Below are 23423 nucleotides of genomic sequence, written 5' to 3'. Positions count from 1 at the left end.
TGACCAAAGGCTGGCTGCCTGACACTCGAAGCATTGTCCATTGGCCCTGCTGGAGTTCGGTATGAGTGAGTCTGTGCGCTTGGAAGATAAAGTGGTGATCGTCACCGGGGCCGGCGGTGGCCTGGGCCGGGCCCATGCACTGCTGTTCGCCCGGCACGGCGCCAAGGTGCTGGTCAACGACCTCGGCGGCTCGGCCCAGGGCGAAGGCGCCAGCGCTTCGGCCGCCGACCGCGTGGTGGCGCAGATCCGCGAGGCCGGCGGTATCGCCGAAGCCAGCCATGACTCGGTCACCGACGGTGAAAAGATCGTGCAGAACGCCCTGGATGTGTTTGGTCGGGTCGATGTGGTGGTCAACAACGCGGGGATCCTGCGGGACAAGACCTTCCACAAGATGGAGGACGCCGATTGGGACCTGGTGTATCGGGTGCATGTCGAGGGGGCCTACAAGGTCACCCGCGCCGCCTGGCCATACCTGCGCGACCAGGGGTATGGCCGGGTGATCTTCACCGCTTCCACCTCGGGCATCTATGGCAACTTCGGCCAGTCCAACTACGGCATGGCCAAGCTCGGCCTGTACGGCCTGACCCGGACTTTGGCCATCGAAGGGCGCAAGAACAACATCCTGGTCAACGCCATCGCGCCCACCGGCGGTACGCGGATGACCGAGGGGCTGATTCCGCCCCAGGTGTTCGAGCAGCTCAAGCCCGAACTGGTCAGCCCGCTGGTGGTGTACCTGGGCAGCGAGCAGTGCCAGGAAACCTCCGGCCTGTTCGAAGTGGGCGGCGGCTGGATCGGCAAGGTGCGCTGGGAGCGCAGCCTGGGCGCCGGCTTCGATCCTCGCCAGGGCTTTTCCCCGGAAGACGTGGCGGCCCACTGGCAGCAGATCTGCGACTTCGAGGGCGCGGCTCACCCCAAGGACAATATCGAGGCGTTGAAGGAGATGATGCAGAATCTGCAAAAGTACGCCCTCTGAAGCGCCCCTTTGTCCATCCCCTATCGCCTGTGCCAGGGTGATAGGGGCCGGCTTCTAGCGCTAAGTGCGCCGGGTTTTCAGCACTGGATGCATCACCCCGTCGGGCCCTGGCCCCGGCGGTTTTACTCCTGCAGCGTTCGTCACTATGCTCGACGGTCCGCGAACGAACAGGGAGTGCTGCATATGTATGAGTCAAAGGATCAGCCGGTATTGTCGCGGCTGCTGTTCATCCGCCGTTTATGCATGCATGGGCTGGTGGTGCTGGCGCTGATCATCTTCTCGGTGCTGCTGGGTATCAGCGGCCTGCTGTACTTCGAACAAGACATTTCCTTCCATGACGCCTTGTATGACGCGGCCATGATCCTCGGCGGCATCGGCCCCATCAACATGCCGCAAACCCCGGGTGGCAAACTGTTTTTTGCCAGCTACGGGCTTTATACCAACCTGGTCTTCGCTGCCACCCTGGGCTTGATCCTGTCCCCAGTGGCGCACCGTCTGCTGCACAAGTTTCATTACGACGAGAGCGAGGACGACGCGGCGTAGTTGCCACTTTCCTCTGGTGTTCCAGGCATAAAAAAGGCCGCTGCAAGAGCAGCGGCCGAAGCAAGACGTTAGATCAAGGAGCTACAAAATCAACGTCGGTGAACCAGGGGCAGCAGCTTGAATCACACGCCTTCAAGCGGCTGGAAATCATTCCCGGGAACAGCTCGTGCCCGGTACTTGCAAGGTCAGTGGCAAGCGGTTGTTTGCCGTGACTGCGAGTGAAGAATAAGCCCTGGCCGGGTACGGAAAAATAGCGATTCAGGACAAGGACTGTTACAGCCTGAGCAACAGTCTGAGCGTTTTTTCGCCCCGGTCATCCCCCTGCATCGACGCCCCTGATAAGCCTGCATCCAGCCGCTGGATAACCCCTTGAACGGCCGTGATGGCAAGGGCACTAATCCCTTCGAGTGACAGCGCGAATACCTCCTTGGTGCGCTTATCGACCGTGCTACCCCGGCAGTAGGGTGAGGCCTCCTGTCACTCACCGGGGAAGACGCATGACAAGAATAACAATGCGCGCCATCTTCAAACCGCAGGCGCTGGCCGTCGCGGTGGCGCTGGGCTGCTGCGCCCAGGCGCAGGCGGTGTCGTTCAACATCGGGGAAATCGAAGGGCAGTTCGACTCGTCGCTATCGGTTGGTGCCAGCTGGGGCATGCGCAATGCCGACCGCGCCTTCGTCGGAACGGTCAATGGCGGTACCGCCCAGTCGTCCACCGGCGACGATGGCCGCCTGAACTTCAAGAAGGGCGAAACCTTCTCGAAGATCTTCAAGGGCCTGCATGACCTGGAACTCAAGTACGGCGACACCGGGGTCTTCGTTCGCGGCAAGTACTGGTACGACTTCGAGCTCAAGGACGAAGACCGCGAGTTCAAGCCCATCAGCGACCACAACCGCAAGGAGGGCGCCAAGTCATCGGGGGCGCAGATCCTCGATGCCTTCGTCTACCACAACTATTCCATTGCCGACCTGCCGGGTACCGTGCGTGCTGGCAAGCAGGTGGTCAGCTGGGGCGAGAGCACCTTCATCGGCAACTCCATCAACAGCATCAACCCTGTGGATGTCTCGGCCTTTCGCCGCCCCGGCGCCGAAATCAAGGAAGGCCTGGTGCCGGTGAACATGCTGTTCGCGTCCCAGGGCCTGACCAACCAGCTGACCGTGGAAGGCTTCTATCAGCTGGAGTGGGACCAGACCGTGGTGGACAACTGCGGCACCTTCTTCGGCAACGACGTGGTGGCCGATGGCTGCACCACCGGCTACACCGTCGGCAGCCCGGCCATCGCGCCGTTGCAGCCGGTGGCGGCGGCCTTCGGCCAGGGCTTCCAGGTGACCCGCGAAGGGGTGATCCTGCCCCGCGGCGGTGATCGTGATGCCCGCGACTCCGGGCAGTGGGGCGCCGCCCTGCGCTGGCTCGGCGATGACACCGAGTACGGCCTGTACTTCATGAACTACCACTCCCGCAGCCCGGTGGTGAGTACCACCACGGCCAATGTCAGCGCGACGACCCTGGGCGCCATTGCCGGCGTCGCCAACGGCATCGTTCCGGGTTCTGGCAGTGGCCTGGTGCAAAGCGTGATGCTTGGCCGTGGCCAGTACTACCTCGAATACCCGGAAGACATCCGCCTGTATGGCGCCAGTTTCTCCACCACCCTGCCCACCGGCACCGCCTGGACCGGCGAGATCAGCTATCGGCCCAACGCGCCGGTGCAGGTCAACACCAACGACCTGACCCTGGCCCTGCTCAACCCTATTTCCGGGGGCGCGGCGTCGCCGATCAAGACCGCCATGGGGGCTGACAACACCGGCTACCGGCGCAAGGAAATCACTCAGATCCAGAGTTCCATGACCCAGTTCTTCGATCAGGTGCTGGGGGCCGACCGCCTGACCCTGGTGGGCGAGGCGGCAGTGGTCCACGTCGGAGGCCTGGAAGACAAGAGCAAGCTGCGCTACGGCCGGGACTCGGTGTACGGCCAATACGGCTACGGGGGCGACACCGACGGTTTCGTCACGGCCACCTCCTGGGGCTATCGCGCCCGGGCCATCCTCGACTACAGCAACGTGATCGCCGGCATCAACTTCAAGCCCAACCTTTCCTGGTCCCATGACGTCAACGGCTACGGGCCCAACGGCCTGTTCAACCAAGGCGCCAAGGCCCTGAGCGTTGGCGTGGATGCCGACTACCGCAACACCTACACCGCCAGCCTCAGCTACACCGACTTTTTTGGCGGGCGCTACAACACCCTGACCGACCGGGACTTCCTCGCGTTGAGCTTTGGCGTGAACTTCTGAACCGGCACAAGAAGGAGCATTTGAATGCGCAAGATGATTCTGCAATGCAGCGCCCTGGCACTGGGGTTGTGGGCGGCCAATCTGATGGCCGCCGTGAGCCCGGAAGAAGCCGCCAAGCTGGGAACCAGCCTGACCCCGGTGGGTGCGGAAAAAGCCGGTAATGCCGACGGCTCGATCCCGGCCTGGACCGGAGGCATTCCCAAGAATGCCGGGGCGGTGGACAGCAAGGGCTTTCTCGCCGACCCGTTCGCCAATGAAAAACCGCTGTTCATCATCACCGCGGCGACGGTGGACAAATACAAGGACAAGCTTTCGGACGGCCAGGTGGCGATGTTCAAGCGCTACCCGGACAGCTATCGGATCCCGGTCTACCCCACTCACCGCAGCGTCGGCTTGCCACCCGAGATCTACGAGTCGGCCAAGCGCAGCGCCTTGAGCGTGACCACTACCAACGACGGCAACGGCCTGGCCAACTTTACCGGCAACCGCTACTACGCCTTCCCGATTCCGAAGAACGGCATCGAGGTGCTGTGGAACCACCTGACCCGTTATCACGGCGGCAACCAGAAGCGCATCGTCACCCAGGTCACCCCGCAGACCAACGGCAGCTACACCTCGATCCGTTTCGAGGAAGAGGTGGCGGCGCCGCAACTGATCCCGGACCTGGACCCGGCCAAGGCGGCCAACGTGCAGAACTTCTTCAAGCAGTCGGTGACCGCCCCGGCGCGGCTGGCGGGCAACGTGCTGCTGGTCCACGAGACCCTGGACCAGGTCAAGGAACCGCGTTCGGCATGGATCTACAACGCGGGCCAGCGTCGCGTGCGCCGCGCCCCGCAAGTGGCCTACGACGGCCCGGGCACCGCCGCCGACGGCCTGCGCACCTCGGACAACTTCGACATGTTCTCCGGTGCTCCCGACCGTTACGACTGGAAGCTGGTGGGCAAGAAGGAGATGTACATCCCCTACAACAGCTACAAGCTGGATTCCCCGAGCCTCAAGTACGACGACATCGTCAAGGCCGGGCACATCAACCAGGACCTGACCCGCTATGAACTGCACCGGGTGTGGGAAGTGGTGGGCACGGTCAAGCCCAACCAGCGGCACATCTACGCCACTCGGCACATGTACATCGACGAGGACAGCTGGCAGGTGGCCCTGGTAGACCACTATGACGGACGCGGCCAACTGTGGCGGGTAGCCGAAGGTCATGCGCAGTACTACTACGACCACCAGGTACCGGCCTACACCCTGGAGGCCCTGTATGACCTGAACGCCGGCCGTTACCTGGCCCTGGGCATGAAGAACGAAGAGAAGCACAGCCTGGAGTTCGGCTTTGCCGCCAAGGCGGCCGACTACACCCCGGCGGCCCTGCGCGCCAGCGGAGTGCGCTAGGCGCCTCTTGGGTTGCAGTGGAGCAATGGTCGAGCCGCACGCTCTTGGGGCGTGCGGTTTTTTATGGCGGCCAGTCCTGGCAAGCGAGCTTGCTCGCCACAGTCGCGGCAATACTGCGTTCCTCTTGACTGGCAGTTATCCGACTGCCTGGTCGGTTTTTTTATGGGGGCTGATCAGCCTGCTGAATACTTCTTCAACTGGCCGGGAGGTCGGGGCTAGGGTGGGGCTACGCTGGCTAAAACTATAAAAAGGCACGCCGCAATGACCGCCATGACTCGTTGTCCAGAGCGTCCCGGGTTCATGCCCCGTTTGTCCTCCCATCATTTTTCCCGCAGCCGCCTGAGCGCGCCGTTGCTGGCCTCCGGTGCGCGGGTCAAGCTGCTTTGCGCGCCTGCCGGCAGCGGCAAGACGGCGCTGCTGGCTGAGTGCCTGCAACAGGCACCGGAGACCTGCCGGGTGAGCTGGTTGCCGTTGTCCGGCGGGCGGCATAGCCCGCAGGGGCTGTGCGCTGCCCTGGCCCAGGCCCTGGGGCTGGAGCGCGATGACGAAGCCACGGTGCTGCAGCACCTGGCGCACCTGCAGGCGCCGGCCTGGATCTTCATCGATGACTATTGCCGGGTCGCGGCTGCGGACCTGGACCTGTTGCTCGATCGCCTGCTGAGCCTGGACAACCCGCAGTTGACCTGGTGGCTGGGTTGCCGTCGCCGGCCCCTGTGCAACTGGCCACGCCTGCTGCTGGACGATCAGTTGTTCGAGCTGGACGGCCCGGCACTGGCATTCAGCCAGATCGAGATCGAGCAACTGCTGCAACGGCTGCCGCAACCCCTGTGTGCGCAGACCGCCAGTCGCATTCTGCAACGCAGTGGCGGCTGGTGCGCCGGGGTGCGCATTGCCTTGCTGGAAGGCAGCGAGCTGACGATTCAGCCCTGCAAGCCGGGGCGCCCCAATACCTTGCTGGAGTACCTGGAGCACGAGCTGTTCAGCGTGCTGCCGGCGGAGCTGGCGCAAGTCTGGCAAGTACTGGCGCACCTGCCACGTTTCAACGCCGAGCTGTGCGAGCATCTGTTCGGCGTCGGGGAGGGTGCCCAGTACCTGCGGACCTTGCAGGACATGGCCTGCTTCATCGAACCCTGGGACGGTGGCGGCGACTGGCTCCAGGTGTTTCCGCCGCTGGCCCGGCTGATGCGCGACGAAGCCTGGCCGGGGGGGCGCTCCTGGCATCGCCGGGCCTGCCAGTGGTTCATTGCCCAGGAGGATTGGCAGTCGGCCTTTGAGCAGGCGCTGCGGGCCCAAGAGTATGAAGTCGCGGTCAGCCTGCTGGAGCATTTCAGTTTCGAGTTCCTGTTCCAGCAGGACAATGCGCTGCTGTTGCTGCAACTGCATGAGCGCCACGGTGGTGAACTCTTGCTGGTGTCGCCGCACCTGGTGGGGCTGCTGGTTGCGGCCATGCTGTTTGCCGGGCGCTTCGAGCAGGCCGGGCAGTGCATGGCGCAGATGGCCCGGTTCGCCCCCCAGCCCTCGGCAGCGCAGCAGCGTCAGTTGCTGGCCCGCTGGCAGGCACAGCAGGGCTGGCTGCTGCACCTGAGCGGGCGGATGGTGGCGGCGCGGCAGCATTTTATCGAGGCCCTGGATGAGCTGGCGGACAGCGCCTGGACCACCCGCCTGCTGTGCCTGTCGGGGCTGACCCAGCAGGCCCTGCTGGGTGCGGAGCTGGATGTGGCCCAGGCCCTCAATCGTGAAGCCCTGTGCCTGGCCCGGGCCCAGGATGCCCAGCTGTTCGAAGGCCTGCTGGAACTGGACCATGCCCAGTTGCTGGAGCAAAGGGGCGCGCCGCATCGGGCCCAGAGCCTGCTGGAGCAGGTCTGTGAGCGCTTGTCGATGCAGGCGCTGCGGGCGACCCCGCTGCTCGGTCGCATCGCCCTGCGTCTCGGTCGCCTGGCCTTGCGCCAGGGGCATGCAGAGCAGGCGGCCGGCTACTTTCGCAGCGGCCTCGAGGATTGCCTGCTGAGCCACGACAAGCGTGCCTTGTATGGTTTCCTCGGCCAGGCCCAACTGGCGGCCAACCAGGGTGATTATGCCCAGGCCTTCGTACGCCTGCGGGATGCGGAGCGGCTGATGCAGCAGCGGCAGATTCCCGACACGGTGTACCGGGGCGTGCTGTTGCAGGTCAGCAGCCAGCTCTGGCTGCAACAGGGGCGACCGGAGCTGGCTCAGGAGGCCTTGAGCCGCTTGCTCCGGCACTTTCGCGGCCCCCAGGCGCTACAGGCGCCACCGGCCACCCTGGAGTTGATTCCGGGGATCGAATACCTGCTGGTGCTGGCCGAGGTGCACCTGGGGCGGGCCCAGGCGCCGATCGCTACCTTGCAGGGGCTGCTGGCCCGGGCCCAACGCCACGGCATGCAGGGGTTGGAGGCCGAGGTGCAACTGGCCCTGGCCGAGGTCGCCCACCTGCAAGGCAACCCGGCGCTGGCGCAGGAAGCATTGCAGGCCGGGCAGGCACTGGTGCAGCGATGCAACCTGCCGCAGGCACTGCACGAACTGCGCCTGCGGCAACCACTCTTGCTGGCTGCGGGGGAAACGCTGCAGACGCCGTCATCGGCAGGCCCCCTGGAAAACCGCGAAAGCCTGCTCAGCCTGCGGGAATTGCAAGTGCTGCAACTGATCGCCCAGGGCTGTTCAAACCAGCAGATCGCCGAGCAATTGTTCATTTCCCTGCATACCGTGAAGACCCACGGGCGCCGGATTCACAGCAAACTGGGGGTGGAGCGGCGTACCCAGGCGGTAGCCAAGGCCCAGGCCCTGGGGCTGATGAGTTGAGGCGCGCCGGTTACTCGGGCTGCGGTTGATAACCCATGCGCCAGCTCACTGCAGAGCTGGCCGCCAGCAGGCGTTGGGCTGCGGGTCCATGTTCATCGGCGTGGAACAGTGAGGTCGGTCCTACCACTGTCAGCACCGCGGCGATCTTGCCGGTGGCATCGAACACCGGCGCCGACAGGGCATCGACCCCAGGCATCAGCAAACCGTGGACATGGTGCAGGCCGCGCTGGCGAATCTGCTCGGCCAGTGCGTCGTGGACCTGTGGGTCGGCCAGCGCATGGGGGTTGCTTGTGGACAGTTCCTGCTGGCGCAGATCGAGGGTTTCCCGCTGTGGCAGGTAGGCGTTGAACACCAGTCCGGTGGATGAGCTGAGCAGGGGCAGCACCGAGCCCAGTTGGGTGACCACGGTCACCGCCCGCACCGCCGGCTCGATGTGCACCACGGTCGCGCCCTGATTGCCCCACACCGCGAGGAAGCAGGTTTCGTTCAATTCGTCCCGCAGTTCCGCCAGGGGCAGGGCGCCCACTTTCAATACATCCATGCTGCCCAGGGCCGCCAGCCCCACCCGCAAGGCTTCACGGCCCAGGCCGTAGTGATTGGTGGCGCTGTTCTGTTCGGCAAAGCCGCTGGCAATCAAGGCCTGCAGGTAGCGATGCACCTTGCTTGCCGGCATCTGCACATGTTCGGCCAGGCGCGAAAGGGAAGTGGCCGGCGACAGTTCGGCCAGGGCCTTGAGGATGTCGGTACCGACCTCGGCCGAGCGGACTTTCTGTTTACCGGTGCTGTCGCTGATGCTGCGCGGCTTTTCCATGGAGGCATTGGGGTCCCGTGACAAGTGGCGGTCTTTATAGCTTGACGCTCCTGGGCAATCAAATTACGTTATGCGTAATTGGATTACGATAAAAATAACCCAGGCGTGCCGATAGCTCTTGTGAGGGAGTGGTGGGCCCCTGCCTATTCCAACTTCCAGGAGGCTCCATGAACCTCGATTCTTCGGCGTCGGCCCTCAGCTACCAATCGGGCTTCGGCAACGAATTTGCCAGCGAGGCCCTGCCAGGGGCGCTGCCCGTCGGCCAGAACTCCCCGCAAAAAGCCCCTTATGGCCTGTACGCCGAACTGTTTTCCGGCACCGCCTTCACCATGACCCGCAGCGAAGCCCGGCGTACCTGGATGTACCGCATCCAGCCCTCGGCCAAGCACCCGGCTTTCGCCAAGCTTGCGCGCCAGCTGGCAGGCGGCCCCCTGGGTGAGGTCACCCCCAACCGCCTGCGCTGGAGCCCCCTGCAGATTCCAAGCGAGCCCACCGATTTCATCGACGGCCTGGTGGCGATGGTGGCCAACTCGGCTGCGCAGAAGCCGGCGGGTATCAGCGTCTATCACTACCGTGCCAACCGCTCGATGGAGCGGGTGTTCTTCAATGCCGATGGCGAGCTGCTGCTGGTGCCGGAGCTGGGCCGCCTGCGCATCGTCACCGAACTGGGCATGCTGGACCTGGAGCCATTGGAAATCGCCGTGTTGCCTCGCGGGCTGAAATTCCGCATCGAATTGCTGGACCCGCAAGCCCGTGGCTACGTCGCCGAGAACCACGGTGCGCCGCTGCGCCTGCCGGACCTTGGGCCGATTGGCAGCAACGGCCTGGCCAACCCTCGGGACTTCCTGGCCCCCGTGGCTCATTACGAAGACCTGCGCCAGCCCACCACGCTCGTCCAGAAGTACCTCGGCGAGCTCTGGGGCTGCGAGCTCGACCACTCGCCACTGAACGTGGTGGCCTGGCACGGCAACAACGTGCCGTACAAATACGACCTGCGTCGTTTCAACACCATTGGCACCGTCAGCTTCGACCACCCGGACCCGTCGATCTTCACCGTATTGACCTCGCCCACCAGCGTGCCGGGCCTGGCCAACCTGGACTTCGTGATCTTCCCGCCACGCTGGATGGTGGCCGAGAACACCTTCCGTCCACCGTGGTTCCACCGCAACCTGATGAACGAGTTCATGGGCCTGATCCAGGGTGCCTACGATGCCAAGGCCGAAGGCTTCCTGCCCGGCGGCGCGTCGCTGCACAGTTGCATGAGCGCCCACGGCCCGGACGGCGAGACCTGCACCAAGGCGATAAACGCCCAGTTGCAGCCGGCCAAGATCGACAACACCATGGCCTTCATGTTCGAGACCAGCCAGGTGCTGCGCCCGAGCCAGTTCGCCCTGGAGTGCCCAGAGCTGCAGAACGACTACGATGCTTGCTGGGCCTCGCTGCCCGTCACCTTCAACCCGAATCGGAGATAACCCATGACCTTGCCCACCATCACCCGTAGCTGGGTCGAGTCCGCCAACGGTCACCCCGACTTCCCGTTGCAGAACCTGCCCCTGGGCGTCTTCAGCACCCAGGGTTCGGCGCCCCGCAGCGGGGTCGCCATTGGCGAACAGATTTTCGACCTGGAAGCGGCGCTGGATGCCGGGCTGTTCGAAGGCCAGGCCCAGGCTGCGGTGCAGGCGGCCCGTGGCGGCCAGCTGAATGCGTTCTTCGAACTCGGCCGCCCGGCCCGGGTCGCCTTGCGCGAACGCCTGCTGGAACTGCTCGGCGAAGGCAGCAGCCTGCGCGGCAAGATCGAGGCCCAGGGGGCGAAACTGCTGCCCCTGGCCGCGGACTGCCAGATGCACCTGCCGGCCAAGATCAACGATTACACCGACTTCTATGTGGGCATCGAACACGCGCAGAACGTCGGCAAGCTGTTCCGCCCCGACAACCCGCTGCTGCCCAACTACAAGTACGTGCCGATCGGCTACCACGGTCGCGCATCCACTATCCGTACTTCCGGTGCCGACGTGCGCCGGCCCAAGGGCCAGACCTTACCGGCCGGGCAGTCCGAACCGACCTTCGGCCCCTGCGCGCGCCTGGACTACGAACTGGAGCTGGGCATCTGGATCGGCCAGGGCAACGAGATGGGCGAGCCCATCGCCATTGGCGACGCCGCCGAACACATCGCCGGGTTCTGCCTGCTCAATGACTGGTCGGCGCGGGATATCCAGGCCTGGGAATACCAGCCGCTGGGCCCGTTCCTGTCGAAAAGCTTCATCACCAGTATTTCGCCCTGGGTGGTGACCGCCGAGGCCCTGGAGCCGTTCCGCCAGGCCCAGGCCCCGCGCCCTGAAGGCGACCCGCAACCGCTGCCGTACCTGCTGGACAAGCGCGACCAGGCCGCCGGTGGCTTCGACATCGAACTGGAAGTGCTGCTGACCACCCGCACCATGCGCGAGCAGGGCCTGCCGGCACACCGCCTGACCCTGAGCAACACCCGGTACATGTACTGGACCGTGGCGCAGATGGTTGCGCACCACAGCGTCAACGGCTGCCAGTTGCAGGCCGGCGACCTGTTCGGTTCGGGCACCTTGTCCGGCCCGCAGAACGGCCAGTTCGGCAGCCTGCTGGAGATCACCGAAGGCGGCAAGAAACCCATCGAACTGGCGTCCGGTGAGGTGCGCAAGTTCCTCGAGGACGGCGATGAAATCATCCTGCGCGGGCGTTGCAGCCGTGAGGGTTTCGCCTCCATCGGCTTCGGCGAATGCCGTGGCACGGTCCAGCCGGCACGTTAAGGGAGAGCCCCCATGCAGCTCTATACCTACTACCGCTCCACTGCGTCCTACCGGGTGCGCATCGCTCTGGCCCTCAAGGGCCTGGAGTTCCAGGCCATACCGGTCAATCTGCTGGTGCCCAAGGGCGGTGCGAATCGCCAGCCGGAGTACCTGGAGATCAACCCGCAGGGCCGGGTGCCGGCCCTGCGGACCGATGAAGGCGACCTGCTGATCCAGTCGCTGGCAATCATCGAGTACCTGGAGGAGCGTTATCCACAGGTGCCGCTGCTGTCCACGGACCTGGTCAGCCGCGCCCGGGAACGGGCGGTTGCCGCGATCATCGGCTGCGACATTCATCCGCTGCACAACTCCAGCACCCAGAACCTGCTACGGGAATGGGGCCATGAGGAAGCGCAACTGCTGGTGTGGATCGACCACTGGATCAGCCAGGGGCTGGCGGCCCTGGAGCAACTGATCGGCGACCAGGGCTTCTGTTTTGGCGATGAGCCGGGGCTGGCCGATGTGTTCCTGATTCCCCAGCTGTATGCGGCCGAGCGTTTCAAGGTGTCCCTGGACGCTTATCCGCGGATCCTCCGGGTCGCGGCCCTGGCCGCCGAGCACCCGGCGTTCCAGGCCGCGCACCCGGCCAACCAGCCGGATACGCCAGCCTGAACCCGCACGCTGCCCGGTATCCGGGGCAGCGTGGCATCCGCATCACCCAGGCCCCGCAACGGGGCCTGAGCGGTCACCGCCTGTGACCTGCGCAACACTGCTGCCCATAACCATAAAAAACCGAACAGGTACCTTGCGATGCAAAATCAGATTGCCAGCTTTCGTGCTGCGCTCGACGCCCGCCCGGTGTCCCGCTACCAGTGGTTGCTCTTGTTGCTTCTCGCCTTGCTGCTGGTCACCGATGGCTACGACGCCCAGGTCCTGGGCTATGTGGTGCCGGCCCTGGCCCAGGACTGGGGGCTGGAGAAGGCCGCCTTCGGCCCGGTGTTCAGCGCCAACCTGCTGGGCCTGACCCTGGGGTCCCTGGCGGTGACGCCCCTGGCCGACCGTTTTGGCGTGCGCCGGATCCTGCTCTGTTGCGTGCTGATCTACGCCAGCCTGACGGTGCTGATGGTGTTCGCCAATTCCCTTGAAAGCCTGATGGCCGCCCGTTTTATCTGTGGCATCGGCATGGGCGGGGCGATGCCCAGCGCGATGGCGCTGATGTCCGAATATTCGCCGCCGCGCCTGCGCACCCTGATGGTGACCCTGGCCGCCTGCGGTTTCTCCTTTGGCGGCGCGGCGGGTGGTTTCGTTGCCGCCGGCTTCATCGATCGCTTTGGCTGGGAAGCGGTGTTCCTCGCCGGCGGCATCACGCCGCTGCTGCTGTTTCCTTTCCTGCTCTGGCGCCTGCCCGAATCGCTGCCGCGCCTGCTGCGGGACGCGCCGCCCTATGCGCGGCTGCGCAAGGTCACCGCACAGATGCTCCCGGACTGGCAACCGCCGGCCGCAGTGCTCAACAGCGGTGAGCAGGTGGACAGCAAGCTCACGGTGCTGGAGCTGTTCCGCCACGGCTATGCACGGCCGACCTTGCTGATCTGGGCGACCTTTTTCGTCAGCCTGATCCTGCTGTATTTCATGATCAGCTGGTTGCCGACGCTGTTGCTGGAGAGTGGCCTGGCCCTGAAGCAGGCCAACCTGGTGACTTCGATGTTCCTCTTCGCCGGCACCCTCGGCGCGATCTGCATGGCCTGGTTCGCCGACCGCCTGAAACGCAAGGTGCGCCTGCTGGCCGCGGTGCTCAGCGCCGCCGCACTGTGCACCGTGCTACTGGGGTTGAACCACGACAACCCGCGCTACCTGGTGGTGTTCGTGTTTGCCGCGGGCTTCTGCATCATAGGTGGCCAGTTGACCCTGAATGCCTTCGCCAGCAACTTCTACCCGGCCCAGGTGCGCGCCACCGGCACCGGCTGGGCTTTGGGCGTGGGGCGTTTTGGTTCGATCCTCGGTCCGCTGTTCGGCAGCATGCTGCTGGCGATGCATATTCCGGTGCAGCAGATTTTCTTCTTCTGTGCGATTCCGGCCCTGCTTGCGGCGTTGTTGATCATCCAGGTGCGTTCGCCCCTGGCGTCGGCCTCGGGTGAGGCGGGGCCGGCCGCGCAACGGCAGGCCCCGCTCAAGTCCTGAGGGGCAGGGTGGTTCAGCGTGCCAGGTGCTTGATCATCGGCACGCAGGCCAGGGTCAGGCCCCGGGGCGACTGATACTGGGCGATGCGCTCACCGACGAAGCCGCAGCGGCGATAGAAGTCGGCGGCGTTGAGGGTCGAATCCAGGATCAGGTGGGGCAACTCGGCTTCCAGCGCCCGTTCTTCGAGGTACTCCATCATCTTGCGGCCGATGCCGCGTCCCATGTAGGCCGGGTCGACGAACACCGCGTCGACCTGCCCGGTCTCCAGGTCGAGCATGCCGCTGGCGGTCACCTGATTGTCGATGACCGCGACATGGCCGGTGTTTTCCACCACTTCGATGAAGTAGTCGCTCAGTTCGCCAGCCGTCCAGACCTGGAGGTCCGCTTCGGGGTAGTGGCCGGCGCACTGCTGGTTGATGGCCTGGTTGCGAATGTCGAAGACCCGTTGTGCGTCGGCGCCGTGGGCTTTTCTGATAAGCATGCTGTGTCCGTTCCCTGGGGTTAGCCGCCCATCCTGCCAGAGCCCGGGCGCTGCTGTCATGCGGCCCTGGCCTGGATCAGCAACAGCCCCCAGCCGTTGGCGTGGTGCCGGGGTGGCGCGGGTGGAAATCCTGGAGGAAGCGTTCGGCGCTGTTCATGCTTTTTCATCCTTGCAGCAGGCAGAAGGGCGGCGGGCCTTGTTGCACGGCAGGCGCGAAACAGCGGGGGGATTCAGTGCACGATGGTGTTGGGCGGCAGGTGCCCCAGGCGTTCGGTCAGGCGCAGGCGCTGGATCGGGTCGTCGCTGAGCAGCAGGGCGTGCTCCAGGTCGAAGCGTTCGGCATTCGGGCATTCCAGGCGCTGGTAGAGGCTGGCCCGGGCCAGGTAGTCGGCGGCGCTGCCGTTGCCGATTTCCAGGACCCGTTCGGCATTGATCAGGGCCCCCAGGTGGTCGTCGTAGGACAGGTGCAACTGGCGCAGGTTGCGTGACAGGCGCTGGAACATCTGCAGCGGTTCGGCGCTGGCCAGGTGCTCGGCGCTGAGCTTGATATGGGCGCCGTACTGGCGTTGCAGCAGTTCCCGGCAATCGTTGGGGTACAGCCGGCGCCCGCCGCACGGGTCCAGCAGGTGGTCGGCACCGGGCACCCGCAGCAGGAAGTGCCCGGGAAAGTTCACCCCCGCCAGCGGCACCTGCAGCCGCTGCGCCAGTTCCAGAGCGATCAGGGCCAGGGCCAGGGGCTGGCCGCGCCGACGCTCCAGGACCTTGTCCATCAGCGCCGCCTGGGGCCGCAGGGGCAGGTGTTCGTCCTGTTGGAAACCCAGGTCGTTGAGCCGGCGCAACAGCGGTTGGCCAAGCTCGTTCGCCGGCAGCGTCGGCAGGCTGCTGCCCACTTGCTGCTGCAGTTGCTTGAACTCCTCCAGCAACAGGCCGGGCACCACCTGGGGATCATGCTCGGCGGCAATCCACAGGGCAGCTTCCAGCAGGGCGGGTGGCGAGCGGTGCAGACAGGCGAAAAAAGCTTGGCGCGGGTTCATCTCGATCTCCGACGGATGCCTCGTTTTAGCCTCGTGACGAAGCTTCGTCCAGTGTTGAAATGCGTGGTAGCAGGTTATTTCCCAAAGCCTGCAAAACCCCGGGGCTTATTCCTGCGCGGCGCAGCAAATTCCAGGCGCAAGCCTATACTGGCGTCTACAAGAAGTGATTCGGGAGCCCGTCGATGTTCGCTCTCATGCACAGCACCCGCCTTGAATCGCTGCACCTCAGCGTCGACCCCTGTACCGGGTTGAAGGCAGTGATCGCCATCCACGACAGCCGCCTGGGGCCCGCCCTGGGCGGCTGTCGTTACCTCGCCTACCCCGACGACAGCAGTGCCGTGACGGATGCCGCGCGCCTGGCCCAGGGCATGAGCTACAAGGCCGCCCTGGCCGGCCTGCCCCAGGGGGGCGGTACCGCCGTGATCATCCGCCCCGCCCATGTGGAAAGCCGCGCCGCCCTGTTCGAAGCCTTCGGCCGATGCGTCGAGCAACTGGACGGGCGCTACATCACCGCCATCGACAGCGGCACCTCGGTGGCCGACATGGACTGCATCGCCCAGCAGACCCGTTACGTCACCAGCACCAGTGCCGCGGGCGACCCGGCCCCCCATGCTGCCATGGGAGTGTTCGCCGGCATTCGCAGCACCGCCATGGCGCGCCTGGGCAGCGACAACCTGGAAGGCCTGCGGGTGGCGATCCAGGGGCTGGGCAATGTCGGCTATGCCCTGGCCGAGCAGTTGCACGCTGCCGGGGCGGAGTTGCTGGTCAGCGATATCGATGCCGGCAAGGTGCAACTGGCCATGGAGCAACTGGGCGCCCATCCCATCGCCAACGATTCTCTGCTCAGCACCCCTTGCGACATCCTCGCACCCTGCGGCCTGGGGGCGGTGCTCAACAGCCTCAGCGTGGCGCAACTGCGCTGCTCGGCGGTGGCGGGTTCGGCCAACAATCAACTGACCAACCTGCAGGTGGCCGATCAACTGGAGCGCCGCGGGATTCTCTATGCGCCGGACTACGTGATCAATTCCGGGGGGCTGATCTATGTGTCCCTCAAGCACCGCAACACGGAACTGCCGGTCATCACCGCCCACCTGTCGAAGATCAGCCAGCGGCTGACGGAAATCTTCGCCCACGCCCAGGCCGAAAAGCGCTCCCCGGCGCGAGTGGCCGATGAACTGGCGGAACGTGTGCTGTACCGCTAGGCATTCTTGCCTTAACCCTTGGCCAGGCTCTGTGTACCATCCGGCTGTGGAGTGCCCACTGACAAGGAATGTATCGACGATGCGTGAAGCGCTGGAGACCGGGCTGGATGAGCAGTTGTCCTGCCTGTTGCGGGCGGGGGCGGACATTCAGGCGGTTCGTGATGTTCTTGTGGCATACCGGGACAAGGGCTTTTGCGCAGAGGCCGTATACAAGCATCTGGCATCACTCCGCCCTGGCGCATCAGAAGAGCTGGAGGACCGAATTCTGGAAGCCATGGATATCGCATCAGGTTTTTGTTCCGCAGGCTCCAGGGTCTGGGACGTCGCGCAATGACAGCGCCAGATATGGCCCCACCATTGATTGGCTGCTCCATCAGGCAACTGCAGTTGTACGCAGCGGCATGCCTGGCGGTTTACTGCGAACGAAAAGGCATTGCTCACCCGTTCATCGATGAGTTGATAAAGCACCTTGAGGGCTACCCGCCAAAGGGCGATCTACTGGCGTGGGAGAGAGCCGGGGCGCTGCTGGCACTCAATGGTCGCGGAGATGATTGGCCCCAGGAGCTTGTCGCCTTGATAGCGCCTGAAGAGGTCGAGGCGTTCTCCTGCATCGTTGACAGCGCAGTTGAGGTAGGAATGGTTGACCTGTATGGCGACTCGACTGAGATGCCCCTGGCCTTCCTGGGCAAGATCACTTCCCTGCTGCATCGCAACGCTATCGAATTGCCTGATCCGCCAGGGGCGACAGCGCTTCAACCGGCCACCGCACAAGTGCCACTCTTGCCTTCGCAGGCATGAAAAAAGCCCTGTGCCAGGGGCACAGGGCCTATTCAATTCGCGTAGAGCCTATTTTGCGGCCTTGGCCGCTTTCGCCGGTTTGGCTGGCGCCTCGGCTTCAACAGGTTGCGGCTCTGCCACAGCCTCCACTACGGGAGCAGGGGCACTGAGCAACTCGGACAACGCGTCCGGCTGGCTCTTGAACGCCTTGGCGAACACATCGCGGTTCTTCGCCATGTAGATCCCGGCTTCTTCCACCTGCTGTTCGCTCAGCGACGGCACGGCTTTGTGCAACACTTCAGCGAGCAATTCAGCCAGTTCGAGCATTTTGTCATGACGGTCAGCTTCGGCTTTATCCATGAACAAGCGCTCCAGATCTCGGCTGCTGCGGTATACCACTTCGACGGCCATTCACCACCTCACATGCCTTCACGATAATGGGTCTGTATAAACACTGTATCTATATACAGGTCGAGAGAATAGGCGAAACCTTTTCCCTTGGATAGTGGCTTTTTAATGTAGACGCAATTTTTTTCCCGGGCCGATTGTTACCAGGCCGTGCCTCGTTGCCGGCGGCCACCATCTCATTGAAGGCTCCTGGCCTTTTTTCTGCATGCAGAACAACCGTCACGTCCAATCCGCATCATCCGGTCGAAACGACCTAAGGAAAAACCATCGTGAAAATCAATTGGGCCGAGAACCTGCGACAGAACGTCCACCAGCTGGCCGAATCCCTGGGCAACCTGTTCGTCGAGTCGTTCCACTACCTGGCGCTGTTCGCCATCGGTGCGGTGACCGCCTGGGCGGCGGTGATGGAATTTTTGCAGATGATCGAGGTGGGCCACATCAAGATCGATGACATCCTGCTGCTGTTCATCTACCTGGAATTGGGGGCGATGGTCGGCATCTACTTCAAGACCAACCACATGCCGGTGCGTTTCCTGATCTACGTGGCGATCACCGCGCTGACCCGGTTGCTGATCTCCAACGTCTCGCACCACAACCCGCCGGACCTGGGCATCATCTACCTGTGCGGCGGCATCCTGTTGCTGGCCTTCGCCATCCTGGTGGTGCGCTACGCTTCGTCGCAGTTCCCTTCGGTGAAGATCGAGCATCCACAGCGCAAGATCGGCGCGGGCTCCGGCGAACACCCGGAAGTGGAGAAGGGCGAGCTCTAGAACCTCAGGGCCGGCGGCGCGAGCTTCTGGCCGGTGGGCGGCGGCAGGCCCAGGCTGTCGCCGTTGGTCATGGCTTCGAGAATGGCCACGGCACTGTGGCCCTGCTCGATGGCGATACCAAACTGAATGCTTTGCACCAGGCGCTTGATGCGCTGCGGGTCATTGCGCTGGGCCGCGCTGATCATGCGCTTGGCCACCACCCGGCCACCTTCGGACAAGGTCAGCATGATGCTGCCGTCCAGGCCCTGGATGCTCAGGTTGACCTGGTATTGCGGGGTGAAGGTGTCGGTAATCAGTTGAAAAGGGTTGTCCATGATGCGTCACCGCCTGATTGGATCGTGCAGTCATTGACCGGCAGGGCGCGGAATTAGTTCGCGATTCCGGACCACTGGCCAGTCGTTCGCCGAGGGTGGCCAACGTCCGTATTCCTCCCCCGGGACAAAGCAAGGGACATGCCGGGAAACGCGCCGGGCAATGAATACGGGGACAAAAAAGCGGACCACGAGGTCCGCTTTTTTTATCCCGGCCCGATTCAGGGCACGACTGAATAAATGATCGCAGACAGTGCGACCAGCCCGATCAGCACCACGAACAGGTTCGACAACTGGCCCGAATACTGGCGCAGTGAAGGCACCCGCCGGATCGCATACATCGGCATCAGAAACAGCAGGCAGGCGATTACCGGTCCGCCCATGGTCTCGATGATGTGCAGGATGCTCGGGTTGAAGGTGGCCACGGCCCAGCACGTGAGGATCATGAACAGCGCGGTGATCTTTTCCAGGCTGCTGGAGGACAGCGAGCGCCCCCGCAGGTTTTTCACGATCAGGCCCTGGAAGCCTTCGCTGGCGCCGATGTAGTGGCCCAGGAACGACTTGGTAATGGCCACCAGGGCGATCAGCGGGGCGGCATAGGCAATCACCGGGGTCTGAAAGTGGTTGGCCAGGTAGGACAGGATCGAGATGTTCTGCTCCTTGGCCGCTACCAGGTCCGCCGGCGACAGGGCCAGCACGCAACTGAAGCAGAAGAACATCACTGTCAGCACCATCATGCCGTGGGCCGTGGCCAGGATACCGCTGCTCTTGGCTTCGGCCTGTGGGCCGTAATGGCGCTTCTGATCCAGGGCGAAGGCCGAGATGATCGGCGAATGGTTGAAGGAAAACACCATCACCGGGATCGCCAGCCACAGGGTCTTGAAGAACAGCGGCAGGGGCATGCCTTCGCCGGCCGAGGCGAAGAACGCGCCGTTCCAGTTGGGGATCAGGCTCAGGGCCAGTAGCAGCAACGCGGCGACGAACGGGTAGACCAGCAGGCTCATGGCCCGCACGATCACGCCCTGGCCGCAGCGCACGATGGCCATCAGGCCGAGGATCAGCAGCAGCGACAGCAGCGCCCGCGGCGGTGGAGTCATGTGCAGCTGGTGTTCCATGAAATTGCTCAGGGTGTTGGTCAGCGCCACGCTGTACACCAGCAGGATCGGGAAGATGGCAAAGAAGTAGAGCAGGGTGATCAGCTTGCCGGCGCCGACTCCGAAATGCTCCTCGATCACTTCGGTGATGTCTCCGGAGCGCCCGGAAAGAACGAAGCGGGTCAGGCCGCGGTGGGCGAAGAAGGTCATGGGGAAGGCCAGCAGCGCCAGCACGATCAGCGGCCAGAAGCCGCCAACCCCGGCGTTGATCGGCAGGAACAGGGTGCCGGCGCCGATGGCGGTGCCATACAGGCCGAGCATCCAGGTGGTGTCGTGCTTGCTCCAGCCCTGGCGGGCGCTGGTGGTGTCGCGGGGTGTGGCTACAGCAGGGTTTTGGGCAGCAGGTGTCGGTACATCGGTCATCGTTATCGCCTCGTTATTATTTTTGCTCGGGCTCGCGTAGTGCGGACGGTCAGGGAAGGCTCCTCAGCATTCCACCCAGCTCACCGCCAGGCCGCCCCGTGAAGTCTCTTTGTATTTGTCATGCATGTCGGCGCCGGTATCGCGCATGGTGCGGATCACCCGGTCCAGGGAGATGAAGTGCTTGCCGTCGCCGCGCAGGGCCATCTGGGTGGCGTTGATCGCCTTCACCGCGGCAATCGCGTTGCGTTCGATGCAGGGCACCTGCACCAGCCCGCCTACGGGGTCGCAGGTCAGGCCGAGGTTGTGCTCCAGGCCGATTTCCGCGGCATTGCACAGTTGCTCCGGGGTCGCCCCGAGGATCTCCGCCAGCCCGGCGGCAGCCATGGCGCAGGCCGAGCCCACTTCGCCCTGGCAGCCGACTTCGGCGCCGGAGATGGAGGCGTTCTTCTTGCACAGGATGCCCACGGCGGCGGCACCGAGGAAAAAGTTGAGGATGTCGTCGTCACAGGCCTGCGGGTTGAACTTCATGTAGTAGTGCAGCACCGCCGGGATGATCCCCGCCGCGCCGTTGGTGGGCGCGGTGACCATGCGCCCGCCGGCGGCGTTTTCCTCGTTCACGGCCAGGGCATAGAGGTTGACCCACTCCATGGCCGAGAGGGTCGAGGTGATGACATTCGGCTTGCCGATTTCCAGCAGGCTGCGGTGCAGCTTGGCGGCGCGGCGGGGTACGTCGAGGCCGCCGGGCAGGATGCCTTCGTGGCGCAGGCCCTGTTCCACGCATTCGCGCATCACCGACCAGATGTGCAGCAGGCCGCTGCGGATCTCGGCGTCGCTGCGCCAGGCCCGTTCATTGGCCAGCATCAGTTCGCCGACCCGCAGCTTATGGGTCTTGCACAGGGCCAGCAGTTCAGCGGCACTGTTGAAGTCGTAGGGCAGTTGGACACCGGTGGTGGTTTCGGCACCGGCCTCGACCTGGGCCGCTTCGATGATGAAGCCGCCACCCACCGAGTAGTAGGTCTGCTCCAGCAGCGTGCCTTGCTCGCCAAAGGCGGTCAGGGACATGGCATTGGGGTGGTAGGGCAGGCTTTCGTCCAGCAGGAGCAGGTCCTGCTGCCAGTCAAAGGCAATGGGGCTGTGCCCGCCCAGCAGCAGTTGGCCGCTGTCGCGCAACTGCTGGATGCGCGGGTTGATGCTGGTGGGGTCGATGCTGTCTGGCCGTTCACCCATCAGCCCCATGACACTGGCGCGGTCGGTGGCATGGCCGACGCCGGTGGCGGACAGCGAACCATAGAGACGGATCTGTACCCGCTGCACCTGGTCTTGCAGGCCCTGCTCGAACAGCGCCTGGGCGAAGGTCGCGGCGGCGCGCATCGGGCCCACGGTGTGGGAGCTGGAGGGGCCGATACCGACTTTGAAGAGATCGAAAACACTGATAGCCATGCTAAAGCCTTACAAGCAATGGAAGGTGGATCGCTGCCATTTTTTTGTAGGCCAAGCGCAATGTCGGCGATACTGCCCGCCTCGGTCAGCACTGACCAACGAAACTTCCTAAGAGATCCTTTAGCAGGGCTAAACGATGAGCCGACAATTTCATGCCCAGACCTATGTCTGGCTGCATGTGTTTTCCTGTGCCGCGCGGCACCTGTCTTTTACCCGTTGTGCAGAAGAGCTGCACATCACGCCAGGGGCGGTCAGCCAGCAGATCCGCCAATTGGAGGAACGCCTGGGTTTTCGCCTGTTTCACCGGCGGCCCCGGGGGGTGGAGCTGAGTGCCGAAGGCCAGCGGCTGGCGCTGACGGTGAGCGAGGCCTACGGCAGCATCGACGCGGAACTGCGGCGCCTGGATGCGGGGATGATCGGGGGGACCTTGCGCTTGCGCTCGATTCCGTCGTTTCTCGGCAAGTGGCTGACTCCGCGCCTGCCGCGCCTGCAGCAGCGTTATCCGGAGATCCAGCTGCGGCTGGTGGCCGAAGACAGCAGCGTGGCCCTGCACGAGGGCGACTTCGACCTGGCCATCGACCTGAACGACGGCAGCTACCCCGGCTTGCAGTCCACCGCGCTGCTGGACGAGCAGATCTTCCCGGTGTGCGCCCCGAGCCTGCTGCGTGGGCGCCCGCCGCTGCACGGTCCGGCGGACCTGGCGCACTTTGCGCTGTTGCACGACATCACCGCCTGGCGCGGCAGCTATGAATACGCCGAGTGGGAGTTCTACCTGAATGCCATCGGCTTCGAGGGCGCGGACGTGCGTCGTGGCCATACCTTCAATCGCAACCACCTGACCATCGAGGCGGCGATTGCCGGCATGGGCGTGGCGATTGCCCGGCGCACCCTGCTCAATGACGAACTGGAGCGTGGCACCCTGATCGTGCCTTTCGGCCTGGCGGTGCCCAACCACAAACGCTACGTGCTGCTCTATGCGCCGGGCGCACTGAGCCATCCGGGCGTACGCGCGGTGCATGACTGGCTGGTGGAGGAAGCGGAGATCTTTCGCGGCTTGCACCCTCTGGGCGAGGGGCAGCTGTGAGCGGTTTTGACTGACGCATAGGGCGGGCTAACTCCCGACCTTAACAGCGCCTTTGCGGTTTGTCCGGCTTTATTTGCGTATGAATATTTATCTTTTTTAAGGGGTTGAAATGTTCGTCGCCGTGCCTAATTGTGTAATCAAGAGGTCACGAAATGCAGGTTCATACGCATTGCCTTGACCCTCTTACGAGCAAGCTGAAATAAGGGAAGAACTATGCAAATCCAAGTCCATAGCGATAACCATATTCAAAGCAGCCTTCGGATGGAGGAGTGGGTGCGCAGCACCGTTGAAAGCACGCTCGAACGCTACGAAGAAGACCTGACCCGGGTAGTGGTCCACCTGCGGGACGAGAACGGCGGCAAGTCGGGTCCGGACGATATGCGCTGCCAGCTGGAAGCCCGTCCGAAAGGTCACCAACCGGTTTCCGTGACCCACAAGGCCGACACCCTGGAGCAGGCCCTCGACGGCGCCACCGTCAAGTTGGAAAGTGCCCTGGAGCACATGTTCGGCAAATTGCGCGGCAAACGTGCGGCAGCGGTGCCCACAGCCGATGGCAGCGAGGCAGATGCCCTGCTCGAAGAAGAATTCCTGGAGAACCAACAGGCCGCGCTCAATAGCTGACGGCCGAGTTTCACCCC

The 23423-nt window shown here is 64.0% G+C and carries 21 protein-coding genes and 1 pseudogene; 15 read left to right on the top strand and 7 right to left on the bottom strand.

The annotated features are described in order from the left end of the window. Nucleotides 1-61: 61 nt before the first annotated feature. The 5 genes from AC1RCO_RS11785 to AC1RCO_RS11765 all read left to right on the top strand — a co-directional run bounded on the left by AC1RCO_RS11785 (nucleotide 62) and on the right by AC1RCO_RS11765 (nucleotide 8013). Nucleotides 62-973, top strand: a complete 912-nt coding sequence (locus AC1RCO_RS11785; RefSeq protein ID WP_492617722.1) for an SDR family oxidoreductase — start codon at nucleotides 62-64, stop codon at nucleotides 971-973. Nucleotides 974-1156: 183 nt separating this feature from the next. Then, nucleotides 1157-1516, top strand: a complete 360-nt coding sequence (locus AC1RCO_RS11780; RefSeq protein ID WP_019093356.1) for a hypothetical protein — start codon at nucleotides 1157-1159, stop codon at nucleotides 1514-1516. Nucleotides 1517-2013: 497 nt separating this feature from the next. After that, nucleotides 2014-3804 (top strand): DUF1302 domain-containing protein, encoded by a 1791-nt coding sequence (locus AC1RCO_RS11775; RefSeq protein WP_053156403.1) that lies wholly within the window; start codon nucleotides 2014-2016, stop codon nucleotides 3802-3804. 24 nt (nucleotides 3805-3828) lie between these two features. Beyond that, the gene (locus AC1RCO_RS11770; RefSeq protein ID WP_015634191.1) at nucleotides 3829-5196 is read left to right on the top strand and encodes a DUF1329 domain-containing protein; all 1368 of its coding nucleotides are present in this window, start codon (nucleotides 3829-3831) and stop codon (nucleotides 5194-5196) included. Between the two features lie 261 nt (nucleotides 5197-5457). Further along, nucleotides 5458-8013, top strand: coding sequence for a LuxR C-terminal-related transcriptional regulator (locus AC1RCO_RS11765; RefSeq protein WP_410036438.1), 2556 nt, complete (start codon nucleotides 5458-5460; stop codon nucleotides 8011-8013). Between the two features lie 10 nt (nucleotides 8014-8023). Here AC1RCO_RS11765 and AC1RCO_RS11760 read toward each other — a convergent pair whose 3' ends face one another. Then, nucleotides 8024-8824: an IclR family transcriptional regulator gene (locus tag AC1RCO_RS11760; protein WP_401334252.1), complete on the bottom strand. Its 801-nt coding sequence runs from the start codon at nucleotides 8822-8824 to the stop codon at nucleotides 8024-8026. A gap of 167 nt (nucleotides 8825-8991) precedes the next feature. Between AC1RCO_RS11760 and hmgA the strand changes: the two genes are divergently transcribed. The 4 genes from hmgA (at nucleotide 8992) to AC1RCO_RS11740 (ending at nucleotide 13761) form a co-directional block, all read left to right on the top strand. Beyond that, nucleotides 8992-10296 carry a homogentisate 1,2-dioxygenase gene (hmgA, locus tag AC1RCO_RS11755; RefSeq protein WP_011059321.1) on the top strand — a complete coding sequence of 435 codons (1305 nt, stop codon included), beginning with the start codon at nucleotides 8992-8994 and terminating at the stop codon, nucleotides 10294-10296. 3 nt (nucleotides 10297-10299) lie between these two features. Then, nucleotides 10300-11604 (top strand): fumarylacetoacetase, encoded by a 1305-nt coding sequence (fahA, locus tag AC1RCO_RS11750; RefSeq protein ID WP_123473911.1) that lies wholly within the window; start codon nucleotides 10300-10302, stop codon nucleotides 11602-11604. 12 nt (nucleotides 11605-11616) lie between these two features. Next, the gene (gene maiA / locus AC1RCO_RS11745; protein WP_015634196.1) at nucleotides 11617-12255 is read left to right on the top strand and encodes a maleylacetoacetate isomerase; all 639 of its coding nucleotides are present in this window, start codon (nucleotides 11617-11619) and stop codon (nucleotides 12253-12255) included. Between the two features lie 138 nt (nucleotides 12256-12393). Further along, nucleotides 12394-13761 carry an MFS transporter gene (locus AC1RCO_RS11740; RefSeq protein ID WP_065364607.1) on the top strand — a complete coding sequence of 456 codons (1368 nt, stop codon included), beginning with the start codon at nucleotides 12394-12396 and terminating at the stop codon, nucleotides 13759-13761. A 13-nt stretch (nucleotides 13762-13774) separates the two neighbouring features. Here the strand turns inward: AC1RCO_RS11740 and AC1RCO_RS11735 are convergent, their stop codons facing one another. Continuing rightward, the gene (locus tag AC1RCO_RS11735; protein ID WP_015634198.1) at nucleotides 13775-14242 is read right to left on the bottom strand and encodes a GNAT family N-acetyltransferase; all 468 of its coding nucleotides are present in this window, start codon (nucleotides 14240-14242) and stop codon (nucleotides 13775-13777) included. 230 nt (nucleotides 14243-14472) lie between these two features. Next, a complete protein-coding gene (locus AC1RCO_RS11730) occupies nucleotides 14473-15276 on the bottom strand; it encodes a SirB1 family protein (protein ID WP_011059326.1) in 804 nt (267 codons plus the stop codon). A 182-nt stretch (nucleotides 15277-15458) separates the two neighbouring features. On the opposite strand from AC1RCO_RS11730, the gene AC1RCO_RS11725 reads away from it, so the two are divergent. The 3 genes from AC1RCO_RS11725 (at nucleotide 15459) to AC1RCO_RS11715 (ending at nucleotide 17276) form a co-directional block, all read left to right on the top strand. After that, nucleotides 15459-16478 carry a Leu/Phe/Val dehydrogenase gene (locus tag AC1RCO_RS11725; protein ID WP_011059327.1) on the top strand — a complete coding sequence of 340 codons (1020 nt, stop codon included), beginning with the start codon at nucleotides 15459-15461 and terminating at the stop codon, nucleotides 16476-16478. A gap of 79 nt (nucleotides 16479-16557) precedes the next feature. Next, nucleotides 16558-16812, top strand: a complete 255-nt coding sequence (locus AC1RCO_RS11720) for a hypothetical protein (protein ID WP_019093365.1) — start codon at nucleotides 16558-16560, stop codon at nucleotides 16810-16812. Nucleotides 16813-16823: 11 nt separating this feature from the next. Next, complete coding sequence (locus tag AC1RCO_RS11715) at nucleotides 16824-17276, top strand: hypothetical protein (RefSeq protein ID WP_401334245.1); 453 nt, start codon at nucleotides 16824-16826, stop codon at nucleotides 17274-17276. Nucleotides 17277-17411: 135 nt separating this feature from the next. On the opposite strand, the pseudogene AC1RCO_RS11710 reads toward AC1RCO_RS11715, so the two are convergent. Continuing rightward, nucleotides 17412-17666, bottom strand: a pseudogene (locus tag AC1RCO_RS11710) (YebG family protein); the annotation flags it as partial. Between the two features lie 266 nt (nucleotides 17667-17932). Here AC1RCO_RS11710 and AC1RCO_RS11705 point away from each other — a divergent pair. After that, on the top strand, nucleotides 17933-18433 hold the full coding sequence (locus tag AC1RCO_RS11705) for a phosphate-starvation-inducible protein PsiE (protein WP_011059330.1): 501 nt from the start codon (nucleotides 17933-17935) through the stop codon (nucleotides 18431-18433). Here the strand turns inward: AC1RCO_RS11705 and AC1RCO_RS11700 are convergent. The 3 genes from AC1RCO_RS11700 to AC1RCO_RS11690 form a co-directional block, all read right to left on the bottom strand. Next, on the bottom strand, nucleotides 18430-18747 hold the full coding sequence (locus AC1RCO_RS11700) for a DUF3509 domain-containing protein (RefSeq protein WP_011059331.1): 318 nt from the start codon (nucleotides 18745-18747) through the stop codon (nucleotides 18430-18432). The two genes, AC1RCO_RS11705 and AC1RCO_RS11700, sit on opposite strands and share 4 nt — an antisense overlap. A gap of 218 nt (nucleotides 18748-18965) precedes the next feature. Next, nucleotides 18966-20261, bottom strand: a complete 1296-nt coding sequence (locus AC1RCO_RS11695) for a serine/threonine transporter (RefSeq protein ID WP_492617721.1) — start codon at nucleotides 20259-20261, stop codon at nucleotides 18966-18968. A 63-nt stretch (nucleotides 20262-20324) separates the two neighbouring features. After that, nucleotides 20325-21701 carry an L-serine ammonia-lyase gene (locus AC1RCO_RS11690; RefSeq protein WP_492617720.1) on the bottom strand — a complete coding sequence of 459 codons (1377 nt, stop codon included), beginning with the start codon at nucleotides 21699-21701 and terminating at the stop codon, nucleotides 20325-20327. 136 nt (nucleotides 21702-21837) lie between these two features. On the opposite strand from AC1RCO_RS11690, the gene AC1RCO_RS11685 reads away from it, so the two are divergent. After that, nucleotides 21838-22785, top strand: a complete 948-nt coding sequence (locus AC1RCO_RS11685; protein ID WP_011059334.1) for a LysR substrate-binding domain-containing protein — start codon at nucleotides 21838-21840, stop codon at nucleotides 22783-22785. 213 nt (nucleotides 22786-22998) lie between these two features. After that, complete coding sequence (locus AC1RCO_RS11680) at nucleotides 22999-23406, top strand: HPF/RaiA family ribosome-associated protein (protein WP_011059335.1); 408 nt, start codon at nucleotides 22999-23001, stop codon at nucleotides 23404-23406. Nucleotides 23407-23423 lie beyond the last annotated feature (17 nt).

Source organism: Pseudomonas sp. GW823-FHT03E05, from assembly GCF_058796855.1.
This window is presented reverse-complemented; position numbering and strand designations above follow the sequence as displayed.

Excerpts from the sequence above, each read along its gene's own strand:
- AC1RCO_RS11725 (WP_011059327.1), top strand. The coding sequence starts at position 15,459 with ATGTTCGCTCTCATGCACAGCACCCGCCTTGAATCGCTGCACCTCAGC.
- AC1RCO_RS11765 (WP_410036438.1), top strand. The coding sequence starts at position 5,458 with ATGACCGCCATGACTCGTTGTCCAGAGCGTCCCGGGTTCATGCCCCGT.
- AC1RCO_RS11695 (WP_492617721.1), bottom strand. The coding sequence starts at position 20,261 with ATGACCGATGTACCGACACCTGCTGCCCAAAACCCTGCTGTAGCCACA.
- fahA (WP_123473911.1), top strand. The coding sequence starts at position 10,300 with ATGACCTTGCCCACCATCACCCGTAGCTGGGTCGAGTCCGCCAACGGT.
- maiA (WP_015634196.1), top strand. The coding sequence starts at position 11,617 with ATGCAGCTCTATACCTACTACCGCTCCACTGCGTCCTACCGGGTGCGC.
- hmgA (WP_011059321.1), top strand. The coding sequence starts at position 8,992 with ATGAACCTCGATTCTTCGGCGTCGGCCCTCAGCTACCAATCGGGCTTC.
- AC1RCO_RS11700 (WP_011059331.1), bottom strand. The coding sequence starts at position 18,747 with ATGGACAACCCTTTTCAACTGATTACCGACACCTTCACCCCGCAATAC.
- AC1RCO_RS11760 (WP_401334252.1), bottom strand. The coding sequence starts at position 8,824 with ATGGAAAAGCCGCGCAGCATCAGCGACAGCACCGGTAAACAGAAAGTC.
- AC1RCO_RS11780 (WP_019093356.1), top strand. The coding sequence starts at position 1,157 with ATGTATGAGTCAAAGGATCAGCCGGTATTGTCGCGGCTGCTGTTCATC.
- AC1RCO_RS11685 (WP_011059334.1), top strand. The coding sequence starts at position 21,838 with ATGAGCCGACAATTTCATGCCCAGACCTATGTCTGGCTGCATGTGTTT.
- AC1RCO_RS11785 (WP_492617722.1), top strand. The coding sequence starts at position 62 with ATGAGTGAGTCTGTGCGCTTGGAAGATAAAGTGGTGATCGTCACCGGG.
- AC1RCO_RS11730 (WP_011059326.1), bottom strand. The coding sequence starts at position 15,276 with ATGAACCCGCGCCAAGCTTTTTTCGCCTGTCTGCACCGCTCGCCACCC.
- AC1RCO_RS11735 (WP_015634198.1), bottom strand. The coding sequence starts at position 14,242 with ATGCTTATCAGAAAAGCCCACGGCGCCGACGCACAACGGGTCTTCGAC.
- AC1RCO_RS11715 (WP_401334245.1), top strand. The coding sequence starts at position 16,824 with ATGGCCCCACCATTGATTGGCTGCTCCATCAGGCAACTGCAGTTGTAC.
- AC1RCO_RS11740 (WP_065364607.1), top strand. The coding sequence starts at position 12,394 with ATGCAAAATCAGATTGCCAGCTTTCGTGCTGCGCTCGACGCCCGCCCG.
- AC1RCO_RS11680 (WP_011059335.1), top strand. The coding sequence starts at position 22,999 with ATGCAAATCCAAGTCCATAGCGATAACCATATTCAAAGCAGCCTTCGG.
- AC1RCO_RS11720 (WP_019093365.1), top strand. The coding sequence starts at position 16,558 with ATGCGTGAAGCGCTGGAGACCGGGCTGGATGAGCAGTTGTCCTGCCTG.
- AC1RCO_RS11770 (WP_015634191.1), top strand. The coding sequence starts at position 3,829 with ATGCGCAAGATGATTCTGCAATGCAGCGCCCTGGCACTGGGGTTGTGG.
- AC1RCO_RS11775 (WP_053156403.1), top strand. The coding sequence starts at position 2,014 with ATGACAAGAATAACAATGCGCGCCATCTTCAAACCGCAGGCGCTGGCC.
- AC1RCO_RS11690 (WP_492617720.1), bottom strand. The coding sequence starts at position 21,701 with ATGGCTATCAGTGTTTTCGATCTCTTCAAAGTCGGTATCGGCCCCTCC.